28 protein-coding genes and 4 tRNA genes are annotated in these 25090 nt (G+C 71.6%); 6 read left to right on the top strand and 26 right to left on the bottom strand.

Features of this window, described 5'->3' with window-relative positions; all coding sequences use genetic code 11:
* Window positions 1-34: 34 nt before the first annotated feature.
* Window positions 35-301, bottom strand: coding sequence for a preprotein translocase subunit SecE (gene secE / locus AB0E07_RS37470; protein WP_362262218.1), 267 nt, complete (start codon window positions 299-301; stop codon window positions 35-37).
* A 109-nt stretch (window positions 302-410) separates the two neighbouring features.
* Window positions 411-483 (bottom strand) — tRNA-Trp (locus AB0E07_RS37465).
* Window positions 484-733: 250 nt separating this feature from the next.
* On the opposite strand from AB0E07_RS37465, the gene AB0E07_RS37460 reads away from it, so the two are divergent.
* Window positions 734-1957, top strand: a complete 1224-nt coding sequence (locus tag AB0E07_RS37460; RefSeq protein WP_362262215.1) for a pyridoxal phosphate-dependent aminotransferase — start codon at window positions 734-736, stop codon at window positions 1955-1957.
* Window positions 1958-2077: 120 nt separating this feature from the next.
* Entirely contained in the window at window positions 2078-3118 is a 1041-nt protein-coding gene (locus AB0E07_RS37455; protein WP_362262212.1) for an adenosine deaminase, read from the top strand.
* Here AB0E07_RS37455 and AB0E07_RS37450 read toward each other — a convergent pair.
* The 10 genes from AB0E07_RS37450 to AB0E07_RS37405 all read right to left on the bottom strand — a co-directional run bounded on the left by AB0E07_RS37450 (window position 3063) and on the right by AB0E07_RS37405 (window position 9171).
* Window positions 3063-3767 (bottom strand): hypothetical protein, encoded by a 705-nt coding sequence (locus tag AB0E07_RS37450; RefSeq protein WP_362262209.1) that lies wholly within the window; start codon window positions 3765-3767, stop codon window positions 3063-3065. The two genes, AB0E07_RS37455 and AB0E07_RS37450, sit on opposite strands and share 56 nt — an antisense overlap.
* A gap of 90 nt (window positions 3768-3857) precedes the next feature.
* The gene (locus tag AB0E07_RS37445) at window positions 3858-4994 is read right to left on the bottom strand and encodes a UDP-N-acetylmuramate dehydrogenase (protein WP_362262253.1); all 1137 of its coding nucleotides are present in this window, start codon (window positions 4992-4994) and stop codon (window positions 3858-3860) included.
* Window positions 4991-5371: a DUF3291 domain-containing protein gene (locus AB0E07_RS37440; RefSeq protein ID WP_362262206.1), complete on the bottom strand. Its 381-nt coding sequence runs from the start codon at window positions 5369-5371 to the stop codon at window positions 4991-4993. The genes AB0E07_RS37445 and AB0E07_RS37440 overlap by 4 nt, the downstream gene beginning before the upstream one ends.
* 10 nt (window positions 5372-5381) lie before the next feature.
* Window positions 5382-6818 (bottom strand): MFS transporter, encoded by a 1437-nt coding sequence (locus AB0E07_RS37435; RefSeq protein WP_362262204.1) that lies wholly within the window; start codon window positions 6816-6818, stop codon window positions 5382-5384.
* Window positions 6819-6929: 111 nt separating this feature from the next.
* The gene (locus tag AB0E07_RS37430; RefSeq protein ID WP_362262201.1) at window positions 6930-7499 is read right to left on the bottom strand and encodes a TetR/AcrR family transcriptional regulator; all 570 of its coding nucleotides are present in this window, start codon (window positions 7497-7499) and stop codon (window positions 6930-6932) included.
* A gap of 152 nt (window positions 7500-7651) precedes the next feature.
* The gene (locus AB0E07_RS37425) at window positions 7652-8080 is read right to left on the bottom strand and encodes a MaoC family dehydratase (RefSeq protein ID WP_362262198.1); all 429 of its coding nucleotides are present in this window, start codon (window positions 8078-8080) and stop codon (window positions 7652-7654) included.
* Between the two features lie 8 nt (window positions 8081-8088).
* Complete coding sequence (locus AB0E07_RS37420) at window positions 8089-8541, bottom strand: MaoC family dehydratase N-terminal domain-containing protein (protein ID WP_362262196.1); 453 nt, start codon at window positions 8539-8541, stop codon at window positions 8089-8091.
* Between the two features lie 183 nt (window positions 8542-8724).
* Window positions 8725-8889 (bottom strand): 50S ribosomal protein L33, encoded by a 165-nt coding sequence (gene rpmG, locus AB0E07_RS37415; protein WP_003948671.1) that lies wholly within the window; start codon window positions 8887-8889, stop codon window positions 8725-8727.
* Window positions 8890-8979: 90 nt separating this feature from the next.
* Window positions 8980-9052, bottom strand: a tRNA-Met gene (locus AB0E07_RS37410).
* Between the two features lie 46 nt (window positions 9053-9098).
* Window positions 9099-9171, bottom strand: a tRNA-Thr gene (locus AB0E07_RS37405).
* 273 nt (window positions 9172-9444) lie between these two features.
* On the opposite strand from AB0E07_RS37405, the gene AB0E07_RS37400 reads away from it, so the two are divergent.
* Both AB0E07_RS37400 and AB0E07_RS37395 read left to right on the top strand, forming a co-directional pair.
* The gene (locus tag AB0E07_RS37400; protein ID WP_362262193.1) at window positions 9445-10713 is read left to right on the top strand and encodes an amidohydrolase family protein; all 1269 of its coding nucleotides are present in this window, start codon (window positions 9445-9447) and stop codon (window positions 10711-10713) included.
* Window positions 10714-10916: 203 nt separating this feature from the next.
* Window positions 10917-11573, top strand: coding sequence for an SDR family oxidoreductase (locus tag AB0E07_RS37395; RefSeq protein WP_362262191.1), 657 nt, complete (start codon window positions 10917-10919; stop codon window positions 11571-11573).
* Between the two features lie 8 nt (window positions 11574-11581).
* On the opposite strand, the gene AB0E07_RS37390 is transcribed toward AB0E07_RS37395, so the two are convergent.
* Entirely contained in the window at window positions 11582-11794 is a 213-nt protein-coding gene (locus tag AB0E07_RS37390; protein ID WP_362262188.1) for a hypothetical protein, read from the bottom strand.
* Window positions 11795-11914: 120 nt separating this feature from the next.
* Window positions 11915-11996: transfer RNA gene (locus tag AB0E07_RS37385), tRNA-Tyr, on the bottom strand.
* Window positions 11997-12220: 224 nt separating this feature from the next.
* Between AB0E07_RS37385 and AB0E07_RS37380 the strand changes: the two genes are divergently transcribed.
* The gene (locus AB0E07_RS37380) at window positions 12221-12709 is read left to right on the top strand and encodes a YajQ family cyclic di-GMP-binding protein (RefSeq protein WP_351933118.1); all 489 of its coding nucleotides are present in this window, start codon (window positions 12221-12223) and stop codon (window positions 12707-12709) included.
* A gap of 106 nt (window positions 12710-12815) precedes the next feature.
* On the opposite strand, the gene AB0E07_RS37375 is transcribed toward AB0E07_RS37380, so the two are convergent.
* The gene (locus AB0E07_RS37375; protein WP_362262183.1) at window positions 12816-13082 is read right to left on the bottom strand and encodes a GlsB/YeaQ/YmgE family stress response membrane protein; all 267 of its coding nucleotides are present in this window, start codon (window positions 13080-13082) and stop codon (window positions 12816-12818) included.
* 154 nt (window positions 13083-13236) lie between these two features.
* On the opposite strand from AB0E07_RS37375, the gene AB0E07_RS37370 reads away from it, so the two are divergent.
* The gene (locus tag AB0E07_RS37370) at window positions 13237-14490 is read left to right on the top strand and encodes an APC family permease (protein WP_362262180.1); all 1254 of its coding nucleotides are present in this window, start codon (window positions 13237-13239) and stop codon (window positions 14488-14490) included.
* Between the two features lie 71 nt (window positions 14491-14561).
* Here the strand turns inward: AB0E07_RS37370 and AB0E07_RS37365 are convergent, their stop codons facing one another.
* The 11 genes from AB0E07_RS37365 to AB0E07_RS37315 all read right to left on the bottom strand — a co-directional run bounded on the left by AB0E07_RS37365 (window position 14562) and on the right by AB0E07_RS37315 (window position 25047).
* Window positions 14562-15122, bottom strand: coding sequence for an SMI1/KNR4 family protein (locus AB0E07_RS37365; protein WP_362262178.1), 561 nt, complete (start codon window positions 15120-15122; stop codon window positions 14562-14564).
* A 147-nt stretch (window positions 15123-15269) separates the two neighbouring features.
* On the bottom strand, window positions 15270-15668 hold the full coding sequence (locus tag AB0E07_RS37360) for a YccF domain-containing protein (protein WP_362262175.1): 399 nt from the start codon (window positions 15666-15668) through the stop codon (window positions 15270-15272).
* Window positions 15665-16528, bottom strand: coding sequence for a zinc metalloprotease HtpX (gene htpX, locus AB0E07_RS37355; RefSeq protein ID WP_362262172.1), 864 nt, complete (start codon window positions 16526-16528; stop codon window positions 15665-15667). Before htpX ends, AB0E07_RS37360 begins: the two co-directional genes overlap by 4 nt.
* A gap of 188 nt (window positions 16529-16716) precedes the next feature.
* Complete coding sequence (locus tag AB0E07_RS37350; RefSeq protein WP_362262170.1) at window positions 16717-18240, bottom strand: NADH-quinone oxidoreductase subunit N; 1524 nt, start codon at window positions 18238-18240, stop codon at window positions 16717-16719.
* The gene (locus AB0E07_RS37345) at window positions 18237-19811 is read right to left on the bottom strand and encodes an NADH-quinone oxidoreductase subunit M (RefSeq protein ID WP_362262167.1); all 1575 of its coding nucleotides are present in this window, start codon (window positions 19809-19811) and stop codon (window positions 18237-18239) included. The genes AB0E07_RS37350 and AB0E07_RS37345 overlap by 4 nt, the downstream gene beginning before the upstream one ends.
* A 6-nt stretch (window positions 19812-19817) precedes the next feature.
* On the bottom strand, window positions 19818-21812 hold the full coding sequence (locus AB0E07_RS37340; RefSeq protein WP_362262165.1) for an NADH-quinone oxidoreductase subunit L: 1995 nt from the start codon (window positions 21810-21812) through the stop codon (window positions 19818-19820).
* Entirely contained in the window at window positions 21809-22213 is a 405-nt protein-coding gene (nuoK, locus tag AB0E07_RS37335; RefSeq protein ID WP_362262162.1) for an NADH-quinone oxidoreductase subunit NuoK, read from the bottom strand. The genes AB0E07_RS37340 and nuoK overlap by 4 nt, the downstream gene beginning before the upstream one ends.
* On the bottom strand, window positions 22213-22791 hold the full coding sequence (locus AB0E07_RS37330) for an NADH-quinone oxidoreductase subunit J (protein WP_362262159.1): 579 nt from the start codon (window positions 22789-22791) through the stop codon (window positions 22213-22215). Before AB0E07_RS37330 ends, nuoK begins: the two co-directional genes overlap by 1 nt.
* The gene (locus AB0E07_RS37325; protein ID WP_362262157.1) at window positions 22788-23369 is read right to left on the bottom strand and encodes an NADH-quinone oxidoreductase subunit I; all 582 of its coding nucleotides are present in this window, start codon (window positions 23367-23369) and stop codon (window positions 22788-22790) included. The genes AB0E07_RS37330 and AB0E07_RS37325 overlap by 4 nt, the downstream gene beginning before the upstream one ends.
* Window positions 23370-23371: 2 nt before the next feature.
* Window positions 23372-24340, bottom strand: a complete 969-nt coding sequence (locus AB0E07_RS37320) for a complex I subunit 1 family protein (protein ID WP_362262154.1) — start codon at window positions 24338-24340, stop codon at window positions 23372-23374.
* Window positions 24337-25047 carry a hypothetical protein gene (locus AB0E07_RS37315; protein WP_362262151.1) on the bottom strand — a complete coding sequence of 237 codons (711 nt, stop codon included), beginning with the start codon at window positions 25045-25047 and terminating at the stop codon, window positions 24337-24339. Before AB0E07_RS37315 ends, AB0E07_RS37320 begins: the two co-directional genes overlap by 4 nt.
* Window positions 25048-25090 lie beyond the last annotated feature (43 nt).

Genomic DNA, 25090 nt, shown 5'->3' with positions numbered 1-25090 from the left:
GGCGCCGGTAACCGCGGCGCCCTTCGCTGCTGGCTCAGCCGAAGACGTACTTGGCTGCGTGGTCGAGCCCATAGTCAATCACGGTGACCAGGCCGATCATGATGACGACGAAGACAATCACCACGGTGGTGTACGTCGTGAGCTGACTGCGCGTCGGCCAGACGACCTTGCGGAGCTCTGCGACGACCTGGCGGTAGAAGAGGGCAAGCCGCTTCAGCGGGCCCTTCTTGGCGCGCTTACCGCCCTTGCGTGTCTTCTTCTCGGCATCAGGCATGTCGATGGAGCCCACGGCGTCCGTCACTCGTCCTCACCTGATTCCGGGTCGTGGCCGTGCCGCGCCCGGTTCGAGCCGCACGGCGGTGCATTTCTGTACGTACATGCGCACACATCCCTGGCGAAGGAGTGTGTAGCAGGGCCGGAGGGACTTGAACCCCCAACCGCTGGTTTTGGAGACCAGTGCTCTACCAATTGAGCTACGACCCTTTGTGTGTCCACCAACGTACCGCATCCGGACGGGTGCTCGGTGTGCACCGTACGAGTGCGGGCTGTTGAGGGCCAACGAGGTGAGAGTGTACGTGGTCCGGGGCCCCCCGTCGAACAGAAAGTGCCCGTAGGAGCCTTGGGGGTGGAAGATCGCCCAGCGTGCGGGGTGGATCCGGACGGTTGTTCAGTCGTTGTTCAGTCTGTGAAACCCGCGTGCCGCGGGCGTTTCGGGTCTGAAACGATGGGGCCCATGAGCGCTGCAACCCCTCCCACCGAGCGCCGGGTCTCCGCCCGAATCGGCGCGATCTCCGAGTCCGCCACCCTCGCCGTGGACGCCAAGGCCAAGGCCCTCAAGGCCGCCGGGCGTCCGGTGATCGGCTTCGGCGCGGGCGAGCCCGACTTCCCGACCCCGGACTACGTCGTCGAGGCGGCCGTCGAGGCCTGCAAGAACCCGAAGTACCACCGCTACACCCCGGCCGGCGGTCTGCCCGAGCTGAAGGCCGCCATCGCCGCGAAGACGCTGCGTGACTCCGGCTACGAGCCCGAGGTCTCCCAGATCCTCGTCACCAACGGCGGCAAGCAGGCCATCTACGAGGCCTTCGCCGCGATCCTCGACCCGGGCGACGAGGTCATCGTCCCCGCCCCCTACTGGACGACCTACCCCGAGTCGATCCGGCTGGCCGGCGGTGTCCCGGTGGACGTCGTCGCCGACGAGACGACGAACTACCGCGTCTCCGTCGAGCAGCTGGAGGCGGCCCGCACGGAGAAGACCAAGGTCGTCCTCTTCGTCTCCCCCTCCAACCCGACCGGCGCGGTCTACAGCGTCGAGGAGGCCGAGGCGATCGGCCGCTGGGCCGTGGAGCACGGCCTGTGGGTGATGACGGACGAGATCTACGAGCACCTCGTCTACGGCGACGCGACCTTCACCTCGCTGCCCGCGGTCCTGCCCGAGCTGCGCGACAAGTGCATCGTCGTCAACGGCGTCGCCAAGACGTACGCCATGACGGGCTGGCGGGTCGGCTGGATCATCGGCCCGAAGGACGTCGTCAAGGCCGCGACGAACCTCCAGTCGCACGCCACCTCGAACGTCTCCAACGTCGCCCAGGTCGCGGCGCTGGCCGCCGTCTCGGGCGACCTGGACGCGGTCGCGACCATGCGCGAGGCCTTCGACCGGCGCCGCAAGACGATCGTGCGGATGCTCAACGAGATCGACGGCGTGGTCTGCCCGGAGCCCGAGGGCGCCTTCTACGCGTACCCGTCGGTGAAGGGCCTGCTGGGCAAGGAGATCCGCGGCAAGCGGCCGCAGTCCAGTGTGGAGCTGGCCGAGCTGATCCTGGAGGAGGCCGAGGTCGCGGCCGTCCCGGGCGAGGCCTTCGGTACGCCGGGCTACCTGCGGCTGTCGTACGCGCTCGGTGACGAGGACCTCGTCGAGGGTGTGAGCCGGATCCAGAAGCTGCTGGCCGAGGCCAAGTAACGGCGGGATTTCCTACTGGGCGCCCGGGGACTCCCCGGGCGCCCAGTTCGTTTGTGCGAGCAAGACCACGAACGGGGAAAGCGCTACCGGGACGGCGGTGCCGTACGGCAGGATCCTGGGATGGAGCGTGTACGTGATGTCTCTGACCTGCCGAAGGCCCATCTGCACCTGCACTTCACCGGGTCGATGCGACCCGGCACCGTCCTGGAGCTGGCCGACAAGTACGGCGTACGACTGCCCGAGGTGCTCACCGAGGCACTGACCAGCGGGGAGCCGCCGAAGCTGCGGGCGACGGACGAGCGGGGGTGGTTCCGCTTCCAGCGCCTGTACGACGCGGCGCGCTCCTGCCTGAGGGAGCCCGAGGACATCCAGCGCCTGGTGCGCGAGGCCGCCGAGGAGGATCTGCGGGACGGCTCGGGCTGGTTGGAGATCCAGGTGGACCCGACGTCGTACGCGCCCCGGCTCGGGGGTCTGATCCCGGCGCTGGAGGTCATCCTGGACGCGGTGGAGACGACGTCCCGGGAGACCGGCCTGGGCATGCGGGTCCTGGTGGCGGCGAACCGGATGAAGCACCCGCTGGACGCCCGCACCCTGGCCCGGCTGGCGGTGCGGTACGCGGACCGCGGGGTGGTCGGCTTCGGGCTGTCGAACGACGAACGCCGGGGCATGGCGCGGGACTTCGACCGGGCCTTCGCCATCGCCCGGGAGGGCGGGCTGCTGTCCGCCCCGCACGGCGGCGAGCTGACCGGACCGTCCTCGGTCCGCGACTGCCTCGACGACCTGGACGCCCACCGCATCGGCCACGGGGTACGCGCCGCGGAGGACCCCAGGCTGCTCAAGCGGCTGGCCGACCGGGGCGTGACCTGCGAGGTGTGCCCGGCGTCGAACGTGGCCCTCGGCGTCTACGAGAAGCCCGAGGACGTCCCCCTGCGCCGGCTGTTCGACGCCGGGGTCCCGATGGCCCTCGGCGCGGACGACCCGCTGCTCTTCGGCTCCCGGCTGGCGGCCCAGTACGACATCGCCCGGCAGCACCACGCCTTCAGCGACGCCGAACTGGCGGAGCTGGCACGGCAGTCGGTGCGGGCGTCGGCGGCGCCGGAGGACGTCAAGGGGCGGCTGCTGGGCGGCGTGGACGAGTGGCTGACCCGCCCGGTCGTCTGAAGTGCGCGTAGGGCGGATACGGCTTGAAGCAGATCAGCACCTCGTAGGGGTGCCCGCCGCCCGGTGGCTGGTCCAGCGCCAAGCCGGACATGAACACCGAGTGCCCCTTGCCGACGCCCTTGTGGCGCGGGCCGAAGCCCGCCGCGTAGGCGCATTCGGTGGCGGTGTGGGCGAACAGGCCCGGCGTGCCGAACAGGAAGAACGTACGGGCGTGGGTGGTGTGCCGGAAGTCCTCCCGCAGGTCCGGCCGCCGCTGGGCCGTGTGCCAGGACTCGGCGTGCCGGGCGGTGCGCGCCTCGTCGGTGCGGACGGTGAGCGGGGTGCCCGCGCGCAGTCGGCCGCGCAGCCCGGGCCACCGGCTGGGGCGCAGACCGAGGGTGCGGTGGGCGAGGACCAGGTCGACGCGGTCGCCGAAGCCCTCGTCGGGCGGGACTCCGTCGCGCAGGGGGATGTGCACGACCGTGTGCCGGGAGCGGGCGGCGAAGGCGAACAGGCCCGCGAGCCGGTTCAGGCCGTCGTGGTCGCCGAGCAGCAGGCCGATGGGTTCGGGGGCGGTCAGTGAGGTGTGCCGGAGGGGGGTCCGGGGCTGGACCACGCGGTGTTCGTGGGGTCCGGTCCGGGGTCTGAACTCGGTCAGCCTCAACCGCATGTGCGATGCCTCATGGCCCGAGGGTCCCGGCCGGGCCGCGCTCCGCGCAACGGGGTTTCGCCGCGGGCACAGGCCCGCGCCCGCGCCCGGCTACAGGCTGACGCCGACCGTCACCGGCTCGTTGACCAGCGTGATCCCGAAGGCGTCGCGCACTCCGGCGACGACCTCGCGGGCCAGCGTCAGCAGGTCCTCGGTGGTCGCGGAGCCCCGGTTGGTGAGGGCGAGGGTGTGCTTGCCGGAGATGCGGGCGGGCCCGTCGCCGTAGCCCTTGGTGAAGCCCGCCTTGTCGATCAGCCAGGCGGCGGAGGTCTTGGTGTGCCCCTCCCCCGCCGGGTAGGCCGGGGGCTCCACGCCCTCGCCGAGCCGCTCGCGCACGCGCGCGTGGAAGTGCGCGAACTGCTCGTCGGTGAGGATCGGGTTGGTGAAGAACGATCCGGCGGACCAGGTGTCGTGGTCCTCGGGGTCGAGGACCATGCCCTTGCCGGCCCGCAGCTTCAGCACGGTCTCGCGGGCCGAGGCCAGCGGCACCCGCTCACCGGCCTCGACGCCGAGGGCGCGAGCGGTCTCGGCGTACTTGAGCGGCGCGGAGAGTCCGTCCGCGTCCTCCAGCTCGAAGCGGACGCGCAGGACGACGTACCGCTCGGGGTCGGCCTTGAAGCGGCTGTGGCGGTAGGAGAAGGCGCACTCCTCGTTGGAGAGGGTCACCGTCTCGCCGCCGCGGCGGTCGTAGGCGATCACTTCGGTGATCGTGGAGGAGACCTCCTGGCCGTACGCGCCGACGTTCTGGATCGGGGTCGCGCCGGCCGAGCCGGGGATGCCGGCCAGGCACTCGACGCCGGCCAGTCCGGCCTCCACGGTGCGGGCGACGGCGTCGGTCCACACCTCGCCGGCCGCCAGTTCCAGTCGGGTCCCGGTGAGTTCGAAGCCGCGGGTGGCGATGACGAGCGCGGTGCCCGCGAAGCCCTCGTCACCGATGACCAGGTTCGAGCCGCCGCCGATGACCAGCAGCGGGGTGCCCGCGGCGTCGGCCTCGCGGACGGCGGCGATCACCTCGGCGTCGGTGGTGGCGGTGACCAGCCGGGCGGCCGGCCCGCCGAGCCGGAAGGTGGTCAGAGGGGCGAGCGGGGCGTCATGGAGTTCCTGCACGCGCTCAAGGGTACGAGAACGGCCCCGCCGGTTCGGGCGGGGCCGTTCTCGTGTCCTTCGCGGCGGGTTCTCCGTGCTCAGGTGAGGCGGCGGATCGCCTCGGCCCAGTCGAGCGGGAGTTCGTCGCTCTTCGCCGTCCAGGTGACGTACTTCGCGTCCTTCATCTGCGGGGCCAGGCCGCGCGAGGTGGGGGCGTGGGTGCCGGACCGGGCGAAGGCCCGCAGGGCCTGCGGCGACTCCCACGCGGAGAGGGTCCAGAAGGTGCGGCGCAGCGGCTGGGCCCTGAGGGTGGCCCCGTAGGCGCCCGGGGCGCGGCTGACCTGGCGCCACACGCCGGGGGTGCGGAGGAAGAACTTCAGGGCGCCCCAGTGGCTGCTGGTCTCGAACCGGGAGGCGAAGACGTGTACCTCGGCGCCGGCGGGCGGGGTGTTCGGAACGGTCCAGGGAAGGGTCGGCACGGTGTCCTCCTCAGCGTCCGGCGGGTTCGAGCACGGGGGCGGGGGTGTCCTGGGCGTCGGTGTGCCCGGCACCGCGGCGGCCCGGGATGCACAGGGCGGCGACACCGGCGACGGCGACCAGGGCGGCACCGGTCACCAGGGCGGGCTTGAGTCCGTCGACGAAGGTCTGGCCGGTCTCGTAGCCGCCCTGCGCCGCGAAGATCGACGACATGATCGCGATACCGAGCGCGCCGCCCACCTCGCGCAGCGCGTTGTTGGCGCCGGAGGCGATGCCCTGCTCGGAGGTGCGGACGCTGGACATCACCAGGGCGGAGGCCGGCGCGAAGAACAGGGCCATGCCGATGCCGCTGACGATCAGTCCGGGCAGCTGGGCGCCGTAGGAGGCGTCGGCGGTGATCACGGAGGCCAGGTAGCCGAGGCCGGCCGCCTGAAGGAAGAGGCCGGCGGCGACGACCGGGCGGCCGCCGACCCGGTCGGAGAGGATGCCGGCGATCGGCGCGACGAGCATCGGCATACCGGTCCAGGGCAGCATGCGCAGGCCCGCCTCGGTCGGCGAGTAGCCCAGCACGCCCTGCATGTACTGGCTGAGCAGGAAGATCGAGCCGAACATGCCGAGGAACATCAGCATGCTGGCGGCGTTGATCCCGGAGAAGGCGCGGGAGCGGAACAGCCGCATCGGGAGCATGGGGTTCCTGGCGTGGATGCCGTGGTAGACGAACCCGACGAGCAGGGCGCCGCCGGCGAACAGGCCGGTCAGGACCAGGGGCGCGGTCCAGCCGTCGGCGGGGCCGCGGACCAGGCCGTAGACGATGCCGAAGAGGCCGCCGCTGGCCAGCAGGGTGCCGACGATGTCGAGCCGGGCTCCGGTGCCGTGGGACTCGGCGAGGCGCAGGCGGGCGAGGGGCAGCAGGATCAGGCCCAGCGGAACGTTCAGCCAGAAGATCCACTGCCAGGAGATGTGTTCGGTGAGGCTGCCGCCGATGAGGGGTCCGGAGGCGACCGCGAGCCCGTTGACCGCGCCCCAGATCCCGAACGCCATCCCGCGCTTGGCCGCGGGCACGGCGGCGGTCAGCAGGGTCAGGGTCAGGGGCATCATGATGGCCGCGCCGACGCCCTGGACCGCGCGGGCGGCGATCAGGGAGTCGATGCCGGGTGCCATGGCGGCCGCGGCGGAGGCTCCGGTGAAGATCGTGATGCCGACCAGGAAGAGCCGGCGGCGGCCGAACCGGTCACCGAGCGCCGCGCCGAACATCAGCAGGACGGCGAAGGTGAGGGTGTACGCGCTCACCGTCCACTCCAGGTCGTGCAGGCCTCCGCCGAGGTCCTCGCGGATGGAGGGCAGCGCGGTGGTGACGACCAGGTTGTCGAGGGCCGCCATGAATCCGGCGACGCTGGTGATGACGAGGGCCCAGACGGGCCCCGAACGAGGTGCGGTCTGCTGTGACATCTCTCCCCCAGAGGGTGCTCACGTGGCACTTGGTTAGTTATTGATGACTAAGTTTCCAGGGCGCGGAAAGGCGCCGAACGCCCTTCTCTCAGCCCCCCGTACCGGACTACCTCAGTGCTGAAGCCGGCCGCTGTCGCGCACGTCCGGGTAGAGCCCCGACCACACCCGGTGCTCGGGCGGGAACCCCATCGCGGTCAGGCAGTTGATGAGCATGCCGATCGCCATGAAGGTGGTCGTCTGCCCGATCTCCGCGCCGAGCGGCAGATGAACGGTGTCCCACAGGCGCAGCCAGCCGTCGCGCACCGTGGCACCGAACTCGTGGTCGCCCTCCGCCTCGGCGGCCGCCACGGCGACGTACATCTGCATCTGCATGAGCATCCGCTCGGGGTGCTCCACGATGACCCTGGTGTACGCGTTCGCCATGGCGTGCAGGGCCTCCTCGCCCTCCAGCCCCTCGGACGCCTCCTCGAAGGTGCGGATCGTGTCCTCGACACACCGCTCCGCCGCGGCCAGGAAGATCGCTTTCTTGCCCGGGAAGAGCCGGAAGAGATACGGCTGCGACACTCCGACCCGCTTGGCGATCGCCTCGGTCGACGTGCCGTGATAGCCGCCCCTGGCGAACTCGGTGGTCGCCGCCCGGATGACGCTCTCGCGCCTCTCTTCTGCGCTCATCCTGACCATGCGATTAAGTTAGTACTCAATCACTAACTAAGTCAAGCGGACCGCGGCGGGTTCCTCGCACACCCGCACGCACGCACACCCGCCCGCACGCACGCAGTAAGGGGCGCCCCGCCATGGAGGACGCCCCTTACCTCACCGCACTCACTCGTGCGTCACGCCAGCCGTACGACCGCCCGCGACATGCCGAGCACCTTCTGCCCGGCGCAGGTCGCGGTCAGGTCCACCCGCACGGTGTTGTCGTCGAGCTTGGCCGCCACCTTGCCGCTGACCTCGATGACCGCACCGCGGTCGTCGTTGGGGACGACGACCGGCTTGGTGAAGCGGACGCCGTACTCGACGACCGCGCCCGGGTCGCCGGTCCAGTCGGTGACCACCCGGACCGCCTCGGCCATGGTGAACATGCCGTGCGCGATCACGTCCGGCAGCCCGACCTCCTGGGCGAACTTCTCGTTCCAGTGGATCGGGTTGAAGTCGCCCGACGCGCCCGCGTACTGGACGAGCGTGGCGCGGGTCACGGGAAACGACTGCGCGGGCAGCTCGGTGCCGACCGCGACGTCGGCGTACGAAATCTTCGCCGTCATGGGATTGCTCACGCCTCCTCGGCCGCGCGGGCGACCAGCTTCGTCCAGGCGGTCACGACGTGCTCCCCCGCCTCGTCGTGGACCTCTCCGCGGATGTCCAGGATGTCGTTGCCCGCGAGGGACTTGATCGCCTCGATCGTGGAGGTGACCGAGAGCCGGTCGCCGGCCCGCACCGGGCGGGTGTAGGCGAACTTCTGGTCGCCGTGCACGACCCGGCTGTAGTCCAGGCCGAGCTGCGGATCGGCGACGACCTCGCCGGCCGCCTTGAAGGTGATCGCGAAGACGAAGGTCGGCGGGGCGATCACATCGGGGTGGCCGAGCGCCTTGGCGGCCTCCGCGTCCGTGTACGCGGGGTTGGCGTCACCCACCGCCTCCGCGAACTCGCGGATCTTCTCCCGGCCCACCTCGTAGGGGTCGGTGGGCGGATAGGTCCGCCCGACGAAGGACTGGTCGAGCGCCATGGGCTCGGCACCTCCTGATGTCTGCGAGTGGTTTCCGGAGCCGTCGGCCGGGCGGTGTGCCCGCACGTGGATCCCGGAGCCGTCCGGCCGGGCGGCGGTCTGCGAACCGACCGGTAACCGGTCGGCCGAAACGACACGAGGCCGCCCCCCGAACTGCGGGGGCGGCCTCGTGTACGAGCCTTGTTATCGCGTTTCGCGGTGCGCGGTGTGCGCGTTGCAACGCGGGCAGTGCTTCTTCATCTCAAGACGGTCCGGGTTGTTACGCCGGTTCTTCTTGGTGATGTAGTTCCGCTCCTTGCACTCCACGCAGGCCAGCGTGATCTTCGGGCGGACGTCGGTGGCAGCCACGTGAGTGCTCCTTGACGAACGGATGGGATGGTTTAACGCATAAAAAGAGTAGCCGATTGAAGGACCGACCCCGCAATCGGCTACTGTCCGTAGCGGTGACCGGACTTGAACCGGTGACACAGCGATTATGAGCCGCTTGCTCTACCGACTGAGCTACACCGCTGTGATGCGATCAGTTCCCGCCTCGCGACGGGAACCTCACACACCAGAGCCCCAAAACGGAATCGAACCGTTGACCTTCTCCTTACCATGGAGACGCTCTGCCGACTGAGCTATTGGGGCGAGCGATGAAGACATTACACGCTCCGCCGCCGTTCACCCAAATCCGTTTCCCGGCCCCCGCGGCGCCCCGATCCGACGGGCTTCCCGGCCGTCCCGAGGGTCCCCGTGGCACCCCCCTCCGCACAGCTCACGGGGCCCGGACCACACCGGTACGACTATTGCGCTCCTCCCTGCTGTGAGCGGATCACCGCCCTAGGCTCGACTCACTCTGCGTGATCTTGCGCCCCGGCGCAGTCCGCGGTGCCGTCCCGAGCACGGAGCACCTGGAGCGCGATGCCCGACAGCCACTCCCAGCCGCCCCACTCGTCGTCCTCGTCGTCCTCGTCGCCGGGGCACCCCGGCCGGGCCGCCCTGCTGCTGTGCGGCGCGCGTCTCACCGACGGCCGTACCGTGGACGTGCGGCTGGACGGCGGGCACATCGAGGCGGTGGGCACGGCCGGGAGCCTGGCGGGCGGCGGCACGCGCGCGGGCGGCACCCGCGTCGACCTCACCGGCTACCTCCTGCTGCCCGCCCCCGCCGATCCGCACGCCCACGGCGACAGCGCGCTCTCCGCCGACTCCGACGGCCCGGTCTCCGACGACCCCGAGGACGTCCAGCGCCGGGCGACGGAGGCCGCGCTGCTCCAACTCGGCCACGGGGCGACGGCGGTTCGGGCCCATGTGCGGGTGGGCGACGTCCAGGGCCTCGGCGCGCTGGCCGCCGTACTGCGCGCGCGGCGCTCCCTGCGAGGGCTCACCGAACTGACGGCGGTGGCCATGCCCCGGCTGCTGACCGGGGTGGCCGGGGCGGACGGGCTGGCGATGCTGCGGGACGCGCTGAAGATGGGCGCGGCCGTGGTGGGCGGACGCCCGGACCTGGACCCCGATCCGACGGGGTACGTGGAGGCGGTCCTGGAACTGGCCGCCGAACACGGCTGCCCCGTCGACCTGCACACCGACGCCGACGACCCGGCCCGGCTGTCCCGGCTGGCCGCGATGGCCGGCGGACTGCGCCCCGGAGTGACCCTCGGCCCCTGCGGCGGGCTCGGCCGGCTGCCGGCCGACGCGGCGGCCCGCACGGCGGACCAACTCGCCGCCGCCGGAGTGGCGGTGGTGTGTCTGCCGCAGGGCGGCTGCGGCGGGTCGGACCGCCGCGGTACGGCACCGGTACGGCTGCTGCGCGCGGCCGGGGTGCGGGTGGCGGCGGGGAGCGGAGCGCTGCGGGACGTGTCCAACCCGGTGGGGCGCGGCGACCCCTTGGAGGCGGCCTATCTCCTGGCCTCCCGGTACGGGTTGAGCCCCGAGGACGCCTACGACACGGTGAGTTCGGCGGCCCGCGCGGTGCTCGGGCTGCCCGAGGTGCGCGTCGAGGCGGGCTTCCCGGCCGACCTGCTGGCCGTGCGCGGGGACCGGCTGGCGGGGGCGCTGTCGTTGGCGTACAGCCGGATCGTCGTGCACCGGGGGCGCGTTGTGGCGCGGACCAGCGCGGTCCGGGAGTACTGCAACTCGGCGGCCGCGGCGGAACTGGGGCTGCCCCGGCAGGGGCGCGGCGAGGTGTCCTGAGCGCGGCTGAATTCGGCCCTCGGGCGGCCTCGGGGCCGGGGGCCGTGGTGGGCTGTCGCGGGGCCGTGGTGGGGGCTTGGTGCGTCCGCGGTGGGCCCTGGCGGGCGGCTGCCGCGGACGGGGTTCACGCGTGTTCCGGGGCGGGGCACGGGGCTTGGGGGTTCGTGCGGCGGATGCGTCCGGCCGGGCGTACGGTCGAAGACATGCGCATTGTCATCGCTGGTGGTCATGGACAGATCGCGCTGCGGCTGGAGCGGCTGCTCTCCGCGCGCGGGGACGAGGTCGCGGGCATCATCCGCCGCGCCGAACAGGGCGACGATCTGCGGGAGGCGGGTGCCGAACCGGTCCTGCTGGACCTGGAGTCGGCGTCGGTGGAGGAGGTCGCGGCGCATCTCCAGGGTGCGGACGCGGCGGTGTTCGCGGCGGGCGCGGGACCGGGGAGCGGAGCGGGCCGCAAGGAGACGGTGGACAAGGACGCCGCGATCCTCTTCGCGGACGCGGCGGTACGGGCGGGGGTACGCCGCTACGTCGTCGTGTCGTCGATGGGCGCCGACCCCGGTCACGAGGGACGCGAGGTCTTCGACGTCTACCTGCGCGCCAAGGGCGAGGCGGACCGGTACGTCAGCGGCCTGGACGCGCTGGACTGGACGATCCTGCGGCCCGGCATGCTCACCGATGACGCCGGTACCGGCCTGGTCCGCCTGGAGGCCCGCACGGGCCGCGGACCGATCCCGCGCGACGACGTGGCCGCCGTCCTGGCGGAACTGGTCGACTCCCCCGCGACGGCCGGACTGACCCTGGAACTGATCAGCGGCTCCGCACCGGTGACGGTGGCCGTGAAGTCGGTCGCGGGCAACTGAGGACCACCTCAGAACAGCGGCAACTGCCCGGGGAACTCGGGCACGACGTATCCGTCCAACGAGGGCTGCGCCGCGCCGACTTCGGCCGGTCGGCGCGACCCGGCACAGGAGACGAGCCCTCCGCCACCCCGGGCCCCGGGCGGATCGTGCCGTGCGAACCGTCCGGCAACCACGGCGATCTCCCGACGGCACTCGGGACACCTTCTGCGACGAGTGGACATGGGGCCAGTCTGCCCGGCGACGGGGCGGGACGGGCGCGGCCACCCGGGGCGCCGCCGCGCGCGCATACGAAGAGACCCCCTGGGATTGCGTTTCCACAATCCCAGGGGGTCTTCCCCAAGTGGCGGCGCCAGGATTCGAACCTGGGAAGGCTGAGCCGGCAGATTTACAGTCTGCTCCCTTTGGCCGCTCGGGCACACCGCCGGGGTTGATGCCTTTCGAACGGGCTTTCGGCCGCGTTCCCTGGCAACGACGTAAACAATACCCGATACGGAGGGGTGCTTCGCCACTCGATTCGTCTCCGCCCCGGCAGGCGGGGATGGCTAGGCTTGTCCGGATGCGGTCCGGCCCCACGCCGGGCTCGGCGCTCTCCCCCACGTACGCCGATACGCACCCCACCAGCACCCCGATACAAGGAGCCACAGGACATGGCCGACTCCAGTTTCGACATCGTCTCGAAGGTCGAGCGGCAGGAGGTCGACAACGCCCTCAACCAGACCGCCAAGGAGATCTCGCAGCGTTACGACTTCAAGGGCGTGGGCGCCTCGATCTCGTGGTCCGGGGAGAAGATCCTCATGGAGGCGAACTCCGAGGACCGGGTCAACGCCGTCCTCGACGTCTTCCAGTCCAAGCTGATCAAGCGTGGCATCTCGCTGAAGGCGCTGGACGCGGGCGAGCCGCAGCTCTCCGGCAAGGAGTACAAGATCTTCGCCACGATCGAGGAGGGCATCTCCCAGGAGAACGCCAAGAAGGTGGCGAAGATCATCCGCGACGAGGGCCCGAAGGGTGTCAAGGCGCAGGTCCAGGGCGAGGAGCTGCGCGTCAGCTCCAAGAGCCGCGACGACCTGCAGACCATCATCGCCCTGCTGAAGGGCAAGGACTTCGACTTCGCGCTGCAGTTCGTCAACTACCGGTAGGACGAACGGGCCACGGCACGTCGGTACGGGGAAGGGCGGGCACCTGCCGGTGCCCGCCCTTCCCGTCCGCCGGCTGCGGTTGAGGGTGTCCGTCGGGTCAGTCGCGTCAGTCGCGCGAGTTGCCGAACAGGATGCGGTAGGCGACCAGGAGGACCAGCGAGCCGCCTATCGCGGCCGCCCAGGTGGCTCCGTCGTAGAAGTCCTTGCTGATGGGGTGGTCCAGCCAGCGGGCCGATATCCAGCCGCCGATGAACGCGCCCACGATGCCGATGACGGTCGTGCCGACGAAGCCGCCCGGGTCACGGCCCGGCAGCAGAAACTTGGCGATGGCTCCGGCCAGCAGCCCCAGGATGATCCAACTGATGATGCCCATGCCCTGAACCTGCCCCTTCCCGCTGTGCCTGCACTGTCCGAGCGGTGTGATCTTCATCTGCCCGGACTGTGCCCGTGCCACTGTTCGCTCCCCGTTGGTGACAAGGACGCCGTCACCGCACCCGGCGGTTGCGACGCTCACTAGGGTTCGGCGCATGACTCGGTCCCCCGCCGGACTCCGGCGCACCCTCGGTATGGGCGACGCCGTGGTCGTCGGGCTCGGCTCGATGGTCGGGGCCGGTGTCTTCGCCGCCCTGGCTCCGGCGGCGCGCGCCGCCGGCACCGGACTGCTGCTGGGCCTCGCCGTCGCGGCCGTGGTCGCCTACTGCAACGCCACCTCCTCGGCGCGTCTCGCCGCCCTGTACCCGGCCTCGGGCGGCACCTATGTGTACGGCCGCGAGCGGCTCGGGGAGTTCTGGGGTTACCTCGCGGGCTGGGCGTTCGTGGTCGGGAAGACCGCCTCGTGCGCCGCGATGGCGCTGACCGTGGGCGCGTACGTCTGGCCGGACCAGGCGCACGCGGTGGCGGTGGCGGCCGTGGTGGCGCTGACCGCGGTGAACTACGGCGGCGTCCAGAAGTCCGCCTGGCTGACGCGGGTGATCGTGGCTGTGGTGCTGGCTGTCCTCGCCTCCGTGGTGGTCGTGTGCGTGACGTCCGGGCAGGCCGACGCCGGGCGGCTTGACCTCGGCGCCTCCAGCGGTCCTGGCGGGGTGCTTCAGGCGGCCGGCCTGCTCTTCTTCGCCTTCGCCGGGTACGCGCGGATCGCCACGCTAGGCGAGGAGGTCCGGGATCCGGCGCGCACCATTCCCCGGGCGATCCCGGTCGCCCTGGGTATCGCGCTGACGGTGTACGCGTGCGTGGCGGTGGCGGTCCTGTCCGTGCTCGGCGCCGACGCGCTCGGTCTCGCCACGGCGCCCCTCACGGACGCGGTCCGGGCAGCCGGGGTGCCGGGTCTGGTGCCGGTGGTACGGGTCGGTGCCGCCGTGGCCGCGCTCGGCTCGCTGCTGGCGCTGATTCTGGGCGTCTCCCGGACGACCCTCGCCATGGCCCGTGACCGGCATCTGCCCGGCGCCCTGGCGGTGGTGCACCCCCGGTTCCAGGTGCCGCACCGGGCGGAGCTGGCCGTGGGTGCGGTGGTCGCGGTACTGGCCGCCACGGTGGACGTGCGCGGAGCCATCGGGTTCTCCTCCTTCGGTGTGCTGGCGTACTACGCGGTGGCCAACGCCTCGGCCTGGACGCTGCGGCCGGGCCCGGCCGCGCGAATCGTGCCGGCGGTCGGGCTGCTCGGCTGCGTGGTCCTCGCGTTCGCGCTGCCCTGGGCTTCGGTGGTCGTGGGCACGTGTGTGCTGCTGGTGGGTGTGGCTGCTTACGGGGTGCGGCGACGGCTGCGCGCGGCGTCCGCACGGTAGGCGGTACGGCTGGCTGTCCCTCGCGGGCGGAGCGGCTGGGCTGGGCTGGGCTGGCCTGTCGGGCGGAGGGGTCAGGGGGTCCGGGACGTCCGTATGCGGAATCCGGGCCATGGGGCCAGGTCCATGTCGTCGTTCTCTTCCTCGTACCAGCCGGTGCCGTCGACCCAGTTGCGCAGCCAGGCTTCGAGGCTGGGCGCGTCCACGTACCAGGCGCCGTCGCTGGTGTCGGCGTTCGGCTCGAAGAGCAGGACCGTCGCCTCGGGGGCCAGGCAGTCCACGCAGGCGTACATGGCGCAGCCCCAGTGGGATATCGGCAGCACTCCCTCCGGCCACGGCCAGTCGGGGTCCTTGCGGCCGCTCTCGCGGTTGGCGAGGTACTGCACGACGGCGGCCGGCTCCCCGGAGGGCGGGCCGTCGAGCAGGGGCAGCAGGCCGTACTCCGGGCCGAAGCCGCCGTCCCCTATGCGCAGGTACAGGTCGGCGAGCAGGGGCGGCAGCGGGAAGCCCAGCGCGGCCTCGGCACGGGCCGGGGCCGTCCCGTCCACGGGCTCGGGGAGGGAATTCCATCCCCAGGGACGGGTGTTGCGGGCCTTGTCGGCCACCCGCTCCAGCAACTGCTCGATCTCGGTCATGCGTTCATGATGCAAGCCGCCACTGACAATCGTGCCGGCCTGTGGACAACTCAAGCGCTGTGGACAACAGCAGCGCCGTGGACACCGAAGCGCTGTGGACAACTCGGCGGTTGCAAGCAGCCGCCGGGCCGGCGAACGCGCCGCCCGCTACCAGCGCGACGACGCGAACGCCTCGTCGGTCCGCACGATCTCGCGGCCCAGCGGCAGCAGCGACACCGGGATCAGCTTGAAGTTCGCGAAGCCGAGGGGGATGCCGATGATCGTGAGGCAGAGGAGGAGGCCGGTCACGATGTGCCCGAGGGCCAGCCACCAGCCCGCCAGGACCAGCCACAGGACGTTGCCGACGCACGAGGGCGCGCCGGCGTCCCGGCGTTCGACCGTGGTGTACCCGAAGGGCCACAGGGCGTAGACGCCGATACGGAACGCGGCGATGCCGAACGGAATTCCGATGATCGTGATGCACAGGAGCACGCCCGCGAGCAGGTAGGCGAGGAACAGCCAGAAGCCGCTGAGGACGAGCCAGATGACGTTCAGGATTGTCTTCACTGGTGGGGACCTGCCATCTTCTCGAGCCGGGCGATCCGCTCGGCCATAGGCGGGTGTGTGGAGAACATCTTGGAGAGCCCCTGCCCCGGCCGGAAGGGGTTGGCGATCATCATGTGGCTCGCCGTCTCGATGCGGGGCTCGGGTGGCAGCGGGAGCTGCTTGGTGCCCGCTTCGAGTTTGCGCAGGGCGCTCGCGAGGGCGAGCGGGTCGCCGGTGAGCTGGGCTCCGGAGGCGTCCGCCTCGTACTCCCTGGAGCGGCTGATCGCCAGCTGGATGAGGCTGGCGGCGAGCGGGCCCAGGATCATGATCAGCAGCATGCCGAGCAGTCCCGGGCCGTCGTCGTCGTCCGAGCGGCCGATGGGGATCAGCCAGGCGAAGTTGACCAGGAACATGATCACGGAGGCGAGGGCGCCGGCCACGGACGAGATCAGGATGTCGCGGTTGTAGACATGGCTGAGCTCGTGGCCGATGACTCCGCGCAGTTCGCGCTCGTCCAGCAGACGCAGGATGCCCTCGGTGCAGCACACCGCGGCGTTGCGCGGGTTCCGGCCGGTCGCGAAGGCGTTCGGGGCCTCGGTGGGCGAGATGTACAGGCGCGGCATGGGCTGCCTGGCCTGGGTGGAGAGCTCGCGGACCATGCGGTACAGCGCCGGGGCCTCGAACTCACTCACCGGGCGGGCCCGCATCGCGCGCAGAGCGAGCTTGTCGCTGTTCCAGTACGCGTACGCGTTGGTGCCCAGCGCGACGAAGACAGCGACGACGAGGCCCGTGCGGCCGAAGAAGCTGCCGATGACGATGATGAGCGCGGACAGTCCCCCGAGGAGTACTGCGGTCCTGAGCCCGTTGTGCCGGCGGTGCACGGTACGCCCTCCAAGTCGTGCCGCAGGGGAACCCTTTGCTGATCGATCTTCGATGCCACTGGTGTCGTGGTGACACGTCCAGTGGACCCTCCCGTACTGGTCAACGCCAGGCGAGGGGCTGGGGTTCCCCGGGGCACACGGACCCGGGCATGGGCCGTACGGGTGAGGCGGCGCCGTCGTCCGAGGGCTCAGAACAGTCCGGTGTCGGCGAAACGCAGGACGAGCTGGGGGGCTCCGGAGAGGGCGACGCCGAGGACCGCGGTGACGGCGATGGCGGCCGTGACCGGGGCGGGCATGCGGTGCCGGACGGGCTCTCCCTCGGGGGCGCGGAACAGCAGGGCCGTCCACTGGAGGTAGTAGAACAGCGCGATCACGACGTTGACGGCCATGACCACGGCCAGCCAGCCCAGGCCCGCGTCGACGGCCGCCGAGAACACGGTGACCTTGGCGAAGAGGCCGATGATGCCCGGGGGCAGTCCGGCGAGGCAGAGCAGGAAGAAGGCCAGGACGAGCGCGGAGACCGGGTTCTTCGCGTAGAGGCCGCGGTAGTCGGTGAGGCGGTTCAGCGGCCGGGTGCGGCCCACCAGGGCGGCCACCGCGAAGGCGCCGAGGTTCACGGCGCCGTACATGAGGGCGTAGGCGAGCGTGGAGCCGACGGAGCGCTCCGGGTCGTCGGAGTACGCGGCGGCGGCGATCGGTACGAGGAGGTAGCCCGCCTGGCCGACCGACGACCAGGCGAGCAGCCGGACCGCGCTGTACGCGCGCGTGGCCTGCTGGCGCAGGGCGCCCACGTTGCCGACGGTCATGGTGAGGGCGGCGAGCGCGGCGAGGGCGGGGCCCCAGACGTCCGCGTACGACGGCAGGGCGACGACGGTGACGAGGATCAGGCCGGAGAAGCCGACGGCCTTGCCGACGACGGAGAGGTACGCGGCGACCGGGAGGGGCGCGCCCACGTAGGTGTCGGGGACCCAGAAGTGGAAGGGGACGGCGGCCGTCTTGAAGGCGAAGCCGACGAGGGTGAGGACGACGCCGGTCTGGGTGAGGGTGTGGAGCTGGCCGTCTACGTCCTGGACGCGCTCGGCGATCTGCGTCAGGTAGAGGGTGCCCGTGGAGGCGTACACGAAGCTGATGCCCATCAGGCTGACCGCGGTGGCGGTGACCGAGGACAGGAAGAACTTGAGGGCGGCCTCGGAGGACTTCCGGTCGCCGTACCGGAGGCCGACCAGGGCGAAGGCGGGCAGCGAGGCGACTTCCAGGGCGACGACCAGGGTGGCGAGGTCGCGGGAGGCGGGCAGCAGGGCGGCACCGGCGGCGGAGGACAGCAGCAGGAACCAGAACTCCCCCTCCGGGAGCCGCTTGTCGGACTCCTTCAGGGCGGTGACCGACAGCAGGGCGGCCACGAGGGCGCCGCCGAGGACCAGGAGTTGCAGGACGAGCGTGAAGCGGTCGGCGGTGTAGCTGCACGTCTCGGGGGCGCCGGTGAGGCAGAAGGTGGAGCGGTCGCCGTCCAGGAGCGGCAGCAGCATGAGCGTCGCGGCGGCCAGACCCACGACCGATGTCCAGCCGAGCAGTGCCTTCCGGTGCTCCGCGAGGAAGAGGTCGGCGACCAGGACGACGAGTCCGGCGACGGCCGCGATGGTGGGCGGCGCGATGGCGAGCCAGTCGACGTCCTGGACGACGGACGCGGCCAGCGGCTGGGCCGGGGAGCTCATCGGGTGCCTCCTGCGAGAAGCTGCTGCACGGCCGGGTCGGTCAGGCCGAGGAGGGTCTTCGGCCACAGACCGGCGATGACGGTGAGGGCGACGAGCGGGGTCCAGGCCACGAATTCGTACGTCTGTACGTCGGCGAGCTTGGGTGCCTGCTGCGGTACGGCGCCCATGCACACCCGGCGGACCACGATCAGCAGGTAGGCGGCGGTGAGCAGGGTGCCGAACGCGCCGATCGTCATGAAGGTGAGGAAGGCGGGGCGGCTGAGGCCCTCGGCGGGCTCGAAGGCGCCGAAGAGGGCAAGCATCTCGCCCCAGAACCCGGCGAGGCCGGGCAGGCCCAGCGAGGCGACCGCGGCGAAGGCGAGCAGGCCGCCGAGGCGCGGGGCCTTGCCGTACAGCGCCGCTCCCGTCTCCTCGGCGAGGGTGTCCAGGTCGGTGGTGCCGGTGCGGTCCTTCAGGGCGCCGACCAGGAAGAAGAGCAGGCCGGTGATGAGGCCGTGGGCGACGTTGGCGAACAGGGCGCCGTTCACGCCGGTCGGCGTCATGGTCGCGATGCCGAGCAGGACGAAGCCCATGTGGCCGACGGAGGAGTAGGCGATGAGCCGCTTCAGGTCGCCCTTCGCGCCCTGCTTGGCCAGGGCCAGGCAGGCCAGGGACCCGTAGACGATCCCGACGACGGCGAAGGCGGCCAGGTAGGGGGCGAAGTCCGCGAACCCCTCGGGGGCGATCGGGAGGAGGATGCGGACGAAACCGTAGGTGCCCATCTTCAGCATGACGCCGGCCAGCAGGACCGAGCCGACGGTCGGGGCGGCGGTGTGGGCGTCGGGCAGCCAGCTGTGCAGCGGCCACATCGGGGTCTTGACCGCGAGCCCGATCCCGATCGACAGAACGGCGATGACCTGCACGGATGTGGTCAGGGACCGGCCGTTGTCAGTGGCGAGTGCCACCATGTCGAATGTGCCCGCCTCCAGCCCGATCAGGAGCAGGCCGAGCAGCATGACGACCGAACCGAGCAGCGTGTAGAGGATGAACTTCCAGGCGGCCTGGGTCCTGCCCGCACCGCCCCAGCGGGCGATGAGGAAGTACATCGGGATGAGGACCATCTCGAAGGCGAGGAAGAACAGCAGCAGGTCGAGGACGGCGAAGGTGGCGAGGGTGCCGGACTCCAGGACGAGGACCAGGGCGACGAACGCCTTCGGGGACGGGCCCGAGGGCATCTTGAAGTACGAGTAGAGCGCGCACAGGAAGGTCAGCAGCGCGGTCAGGACCAGAAGGGGGAGGGAGATGCCGTCGATGCCGAGGTGGATCCGCACGTCCAGCGCGGGGATCCAGCTGATGTCGGTCGTGGCCTGCATCTTCGAGGGCTGGTCGTGGTCGAAGCCGAGGACGAGGACGATCGCGGCGGCGAGGATCGCGCCGGTGACGGTCACCCCGTGGCGCAGCACGGCCTGCTCGGGGGACTTCCCCTTCAGTCCGGGCGGCGCCGGCAGCAGAGCGGCGGCGGCCCCGAGGAGCGGGCCGACGACGACGAACGCCAGAAGGAACTGCATCACGGACTCGCTGATATCGATCACGCCTGCTCACGCTCCCGCGGCGACGAGGACGGCGGCGACCGCCAGGACGACGGTTCCGGCGAGCAGCGCGCTCACATAGGTCTGCACGTTGCCGGTCTGGGCCCGGCGTACGGCGACGCCGAGCCAGCGGGGCAGCGCGCCCGCCCCGCGGACGTAGGTGTCGACGACCTCGCGGTCGAGGAACCGGACGAGGCTCGCGCCCGCCTGCACCGGACGGACGAACAGGGCCGTGTACACGGCGTCCAGATGGAAGCCGACGGCCGCGTGCCGATGCAGCGGACCGAGCAGGAGTCGGCCGGGGTCGGCCGGGTCGGGGGCGGAGGCCACGTCTCCGTAGGCGGCCGCGTGGCCGGCGATGGCCTCGGCCTCGACCAGACCGGCGTCGCCCTCCGGGTGGGCCGCGACCGCACCCAGCGGGACGCGGGCCGCGAACACGGAGGTGTGCCGCCAGGCTCCGTAGGTGACGATGGCGCCGACCAGAGCCATGCCGGTGCCGAGGACCGAGGTGGTCAGGGTCGGGGCGAGATCGCGGCCGTCGAACCAGTCCGGGAGCGTGCCGTAGGCGAAGCCGCCGAAGGCGAGTGACGGGACCGCCAGCACCCACAGCACCGCGGTCATGGTGACGGGCTCGCGACCGTGGTCCGGGGCCTCCTCGCCGTGGCCGCGGAACGTCAGCAGCCACAGGCGGGTGGCGTACCCGGCGGTGAGCACGGCCGTGAGCAGGGCGGAGATCAGGACGAGCCAGCCGGCGGCGCCGGGGGCGTGCTCGGTGTGGCCGGTGGCGACGTGCTCGGCGGCGCCGAGGACCGACTCCTTGGAGAAGAAGCCGCTGAACGGGGGGATCGCGGCGAGCGCGAGGAGCGCCACGGTCATCGTCCAGTAGGCGTCGGGGACGCGGGCCTTGAGGTCCTTCATCCGGGACATCGCGGCCAGCGAGTTGGTGCCGGCCGCGTGGATGATCACGCCGGCCGCGAGGAACAGCAGCGCCTTGAAGGCGCCGTGCGACAGGAGGTGGAAGACCGCGGCACCGCGGTCGGCGACGGCGAGCGCGCCGGTCATGTAGCCGAGCTGGCCGATCGTCGAGTAGGCGAGGACGCGTTTGATGTCGTCCTGGGCGAGCGCGGCGAGGCCCGAGCCGAGCATGGTGACGGCGGCCATCGCGGCGAGGACGACCATGGCGGCCTGGGACGCCTCGAAGACCGGGAGGAGACGGGCGACGAAGTAGACACCGGCGGCGACCATCGTCGCGGCGTGGATCAGCGCGGAGACGGGGGTCGGGCCCGCCATCGCGTCGGGGAGCCAGGTGTGCAGCGGGAACTGCGCCGACTTGCCGGCCACGCCCGCGAGGAGCAGCAGCGCGATCAGCGTCGGGTGGTCGAGGCCGCCGCTCGCGACGGTGCCCAGGATCTTCGTGATGCTGAACGAGCCGGCGTCGGTGGCCAGGGCGAACAGACCGATCAGGAAGGGGACGTCACCGAGCTTGGTCACCAGGAAGGCCTTGAGGGAGGCGGCGCGGGCCTCCGGGGTCTCCCAGTAGTGGCCGACCAGGAAGTACGAGCAGATGCCCATGATCTCCCAGCCGACCAGCAGCACCATCAGGTCGCCGGAGTAGACGACGAGCAGCATCGCGGAGGTGAACAGGGAGACGAGCGCGGCGTACGAGGGGTAGCGGGGGTCCTCACGCAGGTAGCCGGTCGAGTAGATCTGCACGCAGGTGGCGACGAGACCGACCACGACGGCGACGAGGGCGGCGAAGCCGTCGATGTGCAGGGCGAGTTCGATCGGCACGGAGCCGGTGGGCGTCAGCTCGGTGGCGGCGTTCAGGGCCCGGTCCCCGCCCTGGTCGACGGCGACCAGTACGGCGAGGACGAAGGAGGTGAGGGTCGGCAGGACCGCCAGGGGGCGGACGTAGCCGGGTGCCGTGCGGCCCAGGAGCAGGCCGGCGGCGGCGCCCAGGAAGGGGAGGACGGGGACGAGGACGGCGAGGGTGGTCGTGGTCACGCGGTGGCCTCAGCCTTCTCGTCGGCCTGCTCGCCTGCTGCCTCGTCGGCCGGGGCCTCGCCGTCGGGGGCGTCGCTCTCGTGCCCCTCGGCGGTGTCGCGGAGTTTGTCGATGTCCGCGGTGCCGCGGTTGCGGTGGACGGCGAGGACGATCGCCAGGCCGATGCCGATCTCGGCGGCGGCGATGGCGATGGTGAACAGGGTCAGGGCCTGGCCGGAGTGCAGGGTCTCCTCGGCGGCCCGGCTGAGCCAGACGTCGAAGGCGACCAGGTTGAGGTTGACGGCGTTGAGCATCAGCTCGACCGACATCAGGACCAGGATCGCGTTGCGGCGGGCGAGGACGCCGTACAGGCCCGTGCAGAACAGGAGGGTGGAGAGCACGGCGGGGTAGGCGAGGTGCATCAGCGGGCGCCTTCCTTCCCGTCGGCCGCGGGCGGGGCGTCGGCCTTCGCCTTGCGGGACAGGACGATCGCGCCGACCAGGGCGGCGAGGAGGAGGACGGAGAGGGCCTCGAAGGGGAGGACCCAGTTCTGGAAGAGGGCCTTGCCGGTCACCTCGGTGGAGCCCGCGGGGGCACCGTCGAGGTCGATCCAGGTGGTGCGGAAGGCGTCGACGACCACCCAGATCAGGGCGGCCGCCGCGGCCACGGCCACCGTGAGGGCGACCCAGCGGTTGCCGGAGTCGGCGTCCGGGGAGCGGCCGATGGGGGCCCGCGTCAGCATCAGTCCGAAGAGGAGGAGCACGACGACGGAACCGACGTAGATGAGGACCTGCACCCAGGCGATGAACTCGGCGGTGAGCAGGAGGTACTCGACGGCGAGCCCGCCGAGGGCGACGACCAGCCAGAGGGCGGCGTGCACCAGCTGGCGGGTGGTGACGGTGATCAGGGCCGCGCCGAAGGTGACCAGGCCGACGAGGAGGAAGGCGATCTCCACCCCGGTCGGGGAGAGGAAACCGTGCGTGTCTGCGGCGAGGGTCACGACTCTCCCTCCTGGGGTCCGGACGGGTCGGGCTGGTGCGGGGCGGGCTCGGCACGGGCGGTGGCGAGCTTCTCCGCCGTCTTGCGGGCGGCGGCGATCTCCTTGGGCTCCTCGGCGGCGGGGTCCAGGGCGGGCGGCGCCGGAACCGTCCACATCCACTCGCGGAGCTTGTCGCGCTCGTGGGTCAGCTCGTGGATGTCGGTCTCGGCGTACTCGAACTCCGGGGACCAGAAGAGCGCGTCGAAGGGGCAGACCTCGATGCAGATACCGCAGTACATGCACAGGGAGAAGTCGATGGCGAAGCGGTCGAGGACGTTGCGGCTGCGTTCGCGTCCGCCGGGGGCCGCCGCCGGGACCGTCTCCTTGTGGGAGTCGATGTAGATGCACCAGTCGGGGCACTCACGGGCGCAGAGCATGCAGACCGTGCAGTTCTCCTCGAACAGGCCGATCACGCCGCGGGTCCGGGGCGGCAGGCCGGGCTGTGTCTCGGGGTACTGCTTGGTGACCGACTTGCGCGTCATCGTGCGAAGGGTGACGGCCAGGCCCTTGGCGAGGCCGCTTCCGGGAATGGGGGCCATGGTTACTGGATCACCACCTTGACGACGCCGGTGAGGGCGATCTGGGCGAGGGCGAGGGGGACGAGGAGGGTCCAGGAGAGCTTCTGGAGCTGGTCCTCGCGGAGTCGGGGATAGGTGACACGCAGCCAGATGACGACGAAGGCGAGGAGTGCGGTCTTCAGCAGCGTCCAGACCCAGCCGAGTCCGTCGGCGCCCCAGGGGCCGTGCCAGCCGCCCAGGAAGAGCACGGTGGTCAGCCCGCACAGGACGACGATCCCGGCGTACTCGGCAAGCAGGAAGAGCGCGAAACGCAGGCCCGTGTACTCGGTGTACGCGCCGAAGATGATCTCCGAGTCGGCGACCGGCATGTCGAAGGGCGGGCGTTGCAGCTCGGCGAGTCCCGCGACGAAGAACACGATCGCGCCGACGATCTGCCAGGGCAGCCACCACCATTCGAAGGCGTCGAGGATGCCGGGCAGGGAGACCGTGCCGGCCGCCATGGCGACGGAGGCGGCGGCGAGGAGCATCGGGAGTTCGTAGGCGAGCAGCTGCGCGGCCGTGCGCAAGCCACCGAGCAGGGAGAACTTGTTGGCGGAGGCCCAGCCGGCCATGAGCGCGCCGAGGACTCCGACGCCCATGACGGCGAGCACGAAGAAGACGCCCGCGTCGATGACCTCGCCGACGGCGCCCTCACCGGGGCCGATCGGGATGGCGAGGAGGACGAGCAGGTACGGCAGCAGGGCGACGGCGGGAGCGAGTTGGAAGACACGGCGGTCGGCGCCGGCCGGGACCACGTCCTCCTTCTGCGCGAACTTCACTCCGTCGGCGACGAGTTGGGCCCAGCCGTGGAAGCCGCCCGCGTACATGGGGCCGAGGCGGCCCTGCATGTGGGCCATCACCTTGTGCTCGGTCTGCCCGATGAGCAGCGGGAAGGTGAGGAAGACGACGAAGACGATCAGGAGTCGCAGGGTGACGTCGAGCGCGTCGTTCACCGCGGGCCTCCTGCGGGGTTGTCGGGATCCTCGGGGCGGGCCTCGCCGGAGGATTCGGCCGGGGCGTCGGCGCCGGGTTCCTCCGGGGTTTCGGCATCAGGACCCGCCGGGGTTTCCGCATCGGGACCCGCAGGGGCTTCGGCGCCGGACTCCTCCGGGGTCTCGGGGGTCTCGGGTGTCGGCTTGGGCCCGGCCTCCGGGGCTTCGGGGGTCTCGGGCGCCGGCTTCGGCGCGGCATCCGGGGCTTCGGGCGCTGCCTCCGACTCCTCGAAGGCCGGTCGGGCGTGGTGCCAGGGCGCGTCGGAGCTGCGGGGCGCGCGGGGCGCGGCCGACGAGTCCTCGGCCGCTGCGGGCCGGGTCCGCTGGGAGGCGGAACCCTCGCTCACGCTGCGGGAACGGCGTACGGGACGGCCACCGGTTCCCGTGCCGGGTTCGGGGCGGGTTGCCGCCAGGGCCGCCGTACTGGATTCGGCACCGGTTGCCGCCGGGGCGTCCGTACCCGGTCCGGTCCCGGTCCCCGCCGGGGCGTCCGTACCCGGTCCGGTCCCGGTCCCCGCCGGGGCGTCCGTGCCGGGTCCGGTGTCGGCCGGACCGGCGGTCCCGCCCTCCGGCGTACCGGCCCGCTGACTCGCCGACCCCTCGCCGGCACTGCGCGACCGGCGCGGCGAGGCCGCGGCGGGCGCCGCCGGTGCGACCCTGCTGCCCATCAACCTATTCGGATCGATTCCGGATCGGATCTTTGGTCAGATG

Source organism: Streptomyces sp. NPDC048002 (assembly GCF_040653275.1).
Lineage (GTDB): Bacteria > Actinomycetota > Actinomycetes > Streptomycetales > Streptomycetaceae > Streptomyces.
The sequence above is the reverse complement of the archived record's forward strand: the minus strand, read 5'-3'. Positions and strand labels throughout refer to the sequence as shown.

Coding starts and splice junctions, on each gene's coding strand:
- AB0E07_RS37460 (WP_362262215.1), top strand. CDS start 734: ATGAGCGCTGCAACCCCTCCCACCGAGCGCCGGGTCTCCGCCCGAATC.
- AB0E07_RS37455 (WP_362262212.1), top strand. CDS start 2,078: ATGGAGCGTGTACGTGATGTCTCTGACCTGCCGAAGGCCCATCTGCAC.
- AB0E07_RS37450 (WP_362262209.1), bottom strand. CDS start 3,767: ATGCGGTTGAGGCTGACCGAGTTCAGACCCCGGACCGGACCCCACGAA.
- AB0E07_RS37435 (WP_362262204.1), bottom strand. CDS start 6,818: ATGTCACAGCAGACCGCACCTCGTTCGGGGCCCGTCTGGGCCCTCGTC.
- AB0E07_RS37430 (WP_362262201.1), bottom strand. CDS start 7,499: ATGGTCAGGATGAGCGCAGAAGAGAGGCGCGAGAGCGTCATCCGGGCG.
- AB0E07_RS37425 (WP_362262198.1), bottom strand. CDS start 8,080: ATGACGGCGAAGATTTCGTACGCCGACGTCGCGGTCGGCACCGAGCTG.
- AB0E07_RS37420 (WP_362262196.1), bottom strand. CDS start 8,541: ATGGCGCTCGACCAGTCCTTCGTCGGGCGGACCTATCCGCCCACCGAC.
- AB0E07_RS37400 (WP_362262193.1), top strand. CDS start 9,445: ATGCCCGACAGCCACTCCCAGCCGCCCCACTCGTCGTCCTCGTCGTCC.
- AB0E07_RS37395 (WP_362262191.1), top strand. CDS start 10,917: ATGCGCATTGTCATCGCTGGTGGTCATGGACAGATCGCGCTGCGGCTG.
- AB0E07_RS37390 (WP_362262188.1), bottom strand. CDS start 11,794: ATGTCCACTCGTCGCAGAAGGTGTCCCGAGTGCCGTCGGGAGATCGCC.
- AB0E07_RS37380 (WP_351933118.1), top strand. CDS start 12,221: ATGGCCGACTCCAGTTTCGACATCGTCTCGAAGGTCGAGCGGCAGGAG.
- AB0E07_RS37375 (WP_362262183.1), bottom strand. CDS start 13,082: ATGGGCATCATCAGTTGGATCATCCTGGGGCTGCTGGCCGGAGCCATC.
- AB0E07_RS37370 (WP_362262180.1), top strand. CDS start 13,237: ATGACTCGGTCCCCCGCCGGACTCCGGCGCACCCTCGGTATGGGCGAC.
- AB0E07_RS37365 (WP_362262178.1), bottom strand. CDS start 15,122: ATGACCGAGATCGAGCAGTTGCTGGAGCGGGTGGCCGACAAGGCCCGC.
- AB0E07_RS37350 (WP_362262170.1), bottom strand. CDS start 18,240: ATGAGCTCCCCGGCCCAGCCGCTGGCCGCGTCCGTCGTCCAGGACGTC.
- nuoK (WP_362262162.1), bottom strand. CDS start 22,213: ATGCACCTCGCCTACCCCGCCGTGCTCTCCACCCTCCTGTTCTGCACG.
- AB0E07_RS37325 (WP_362262157.1), bottom strand. CDS start 23,369: ATGGCCCCCATTCCCGGAAGCGGCCTCGCCAAGGGCCTGGCCGTCACC.
- AB0E07_RS37315 (WP_362262151.1), bottom strand. CDS start 25,047: ATGGGCAGCAGGGTCGCACCGGCGGCGCCCGCCGCGGCCTCGCCGCGC.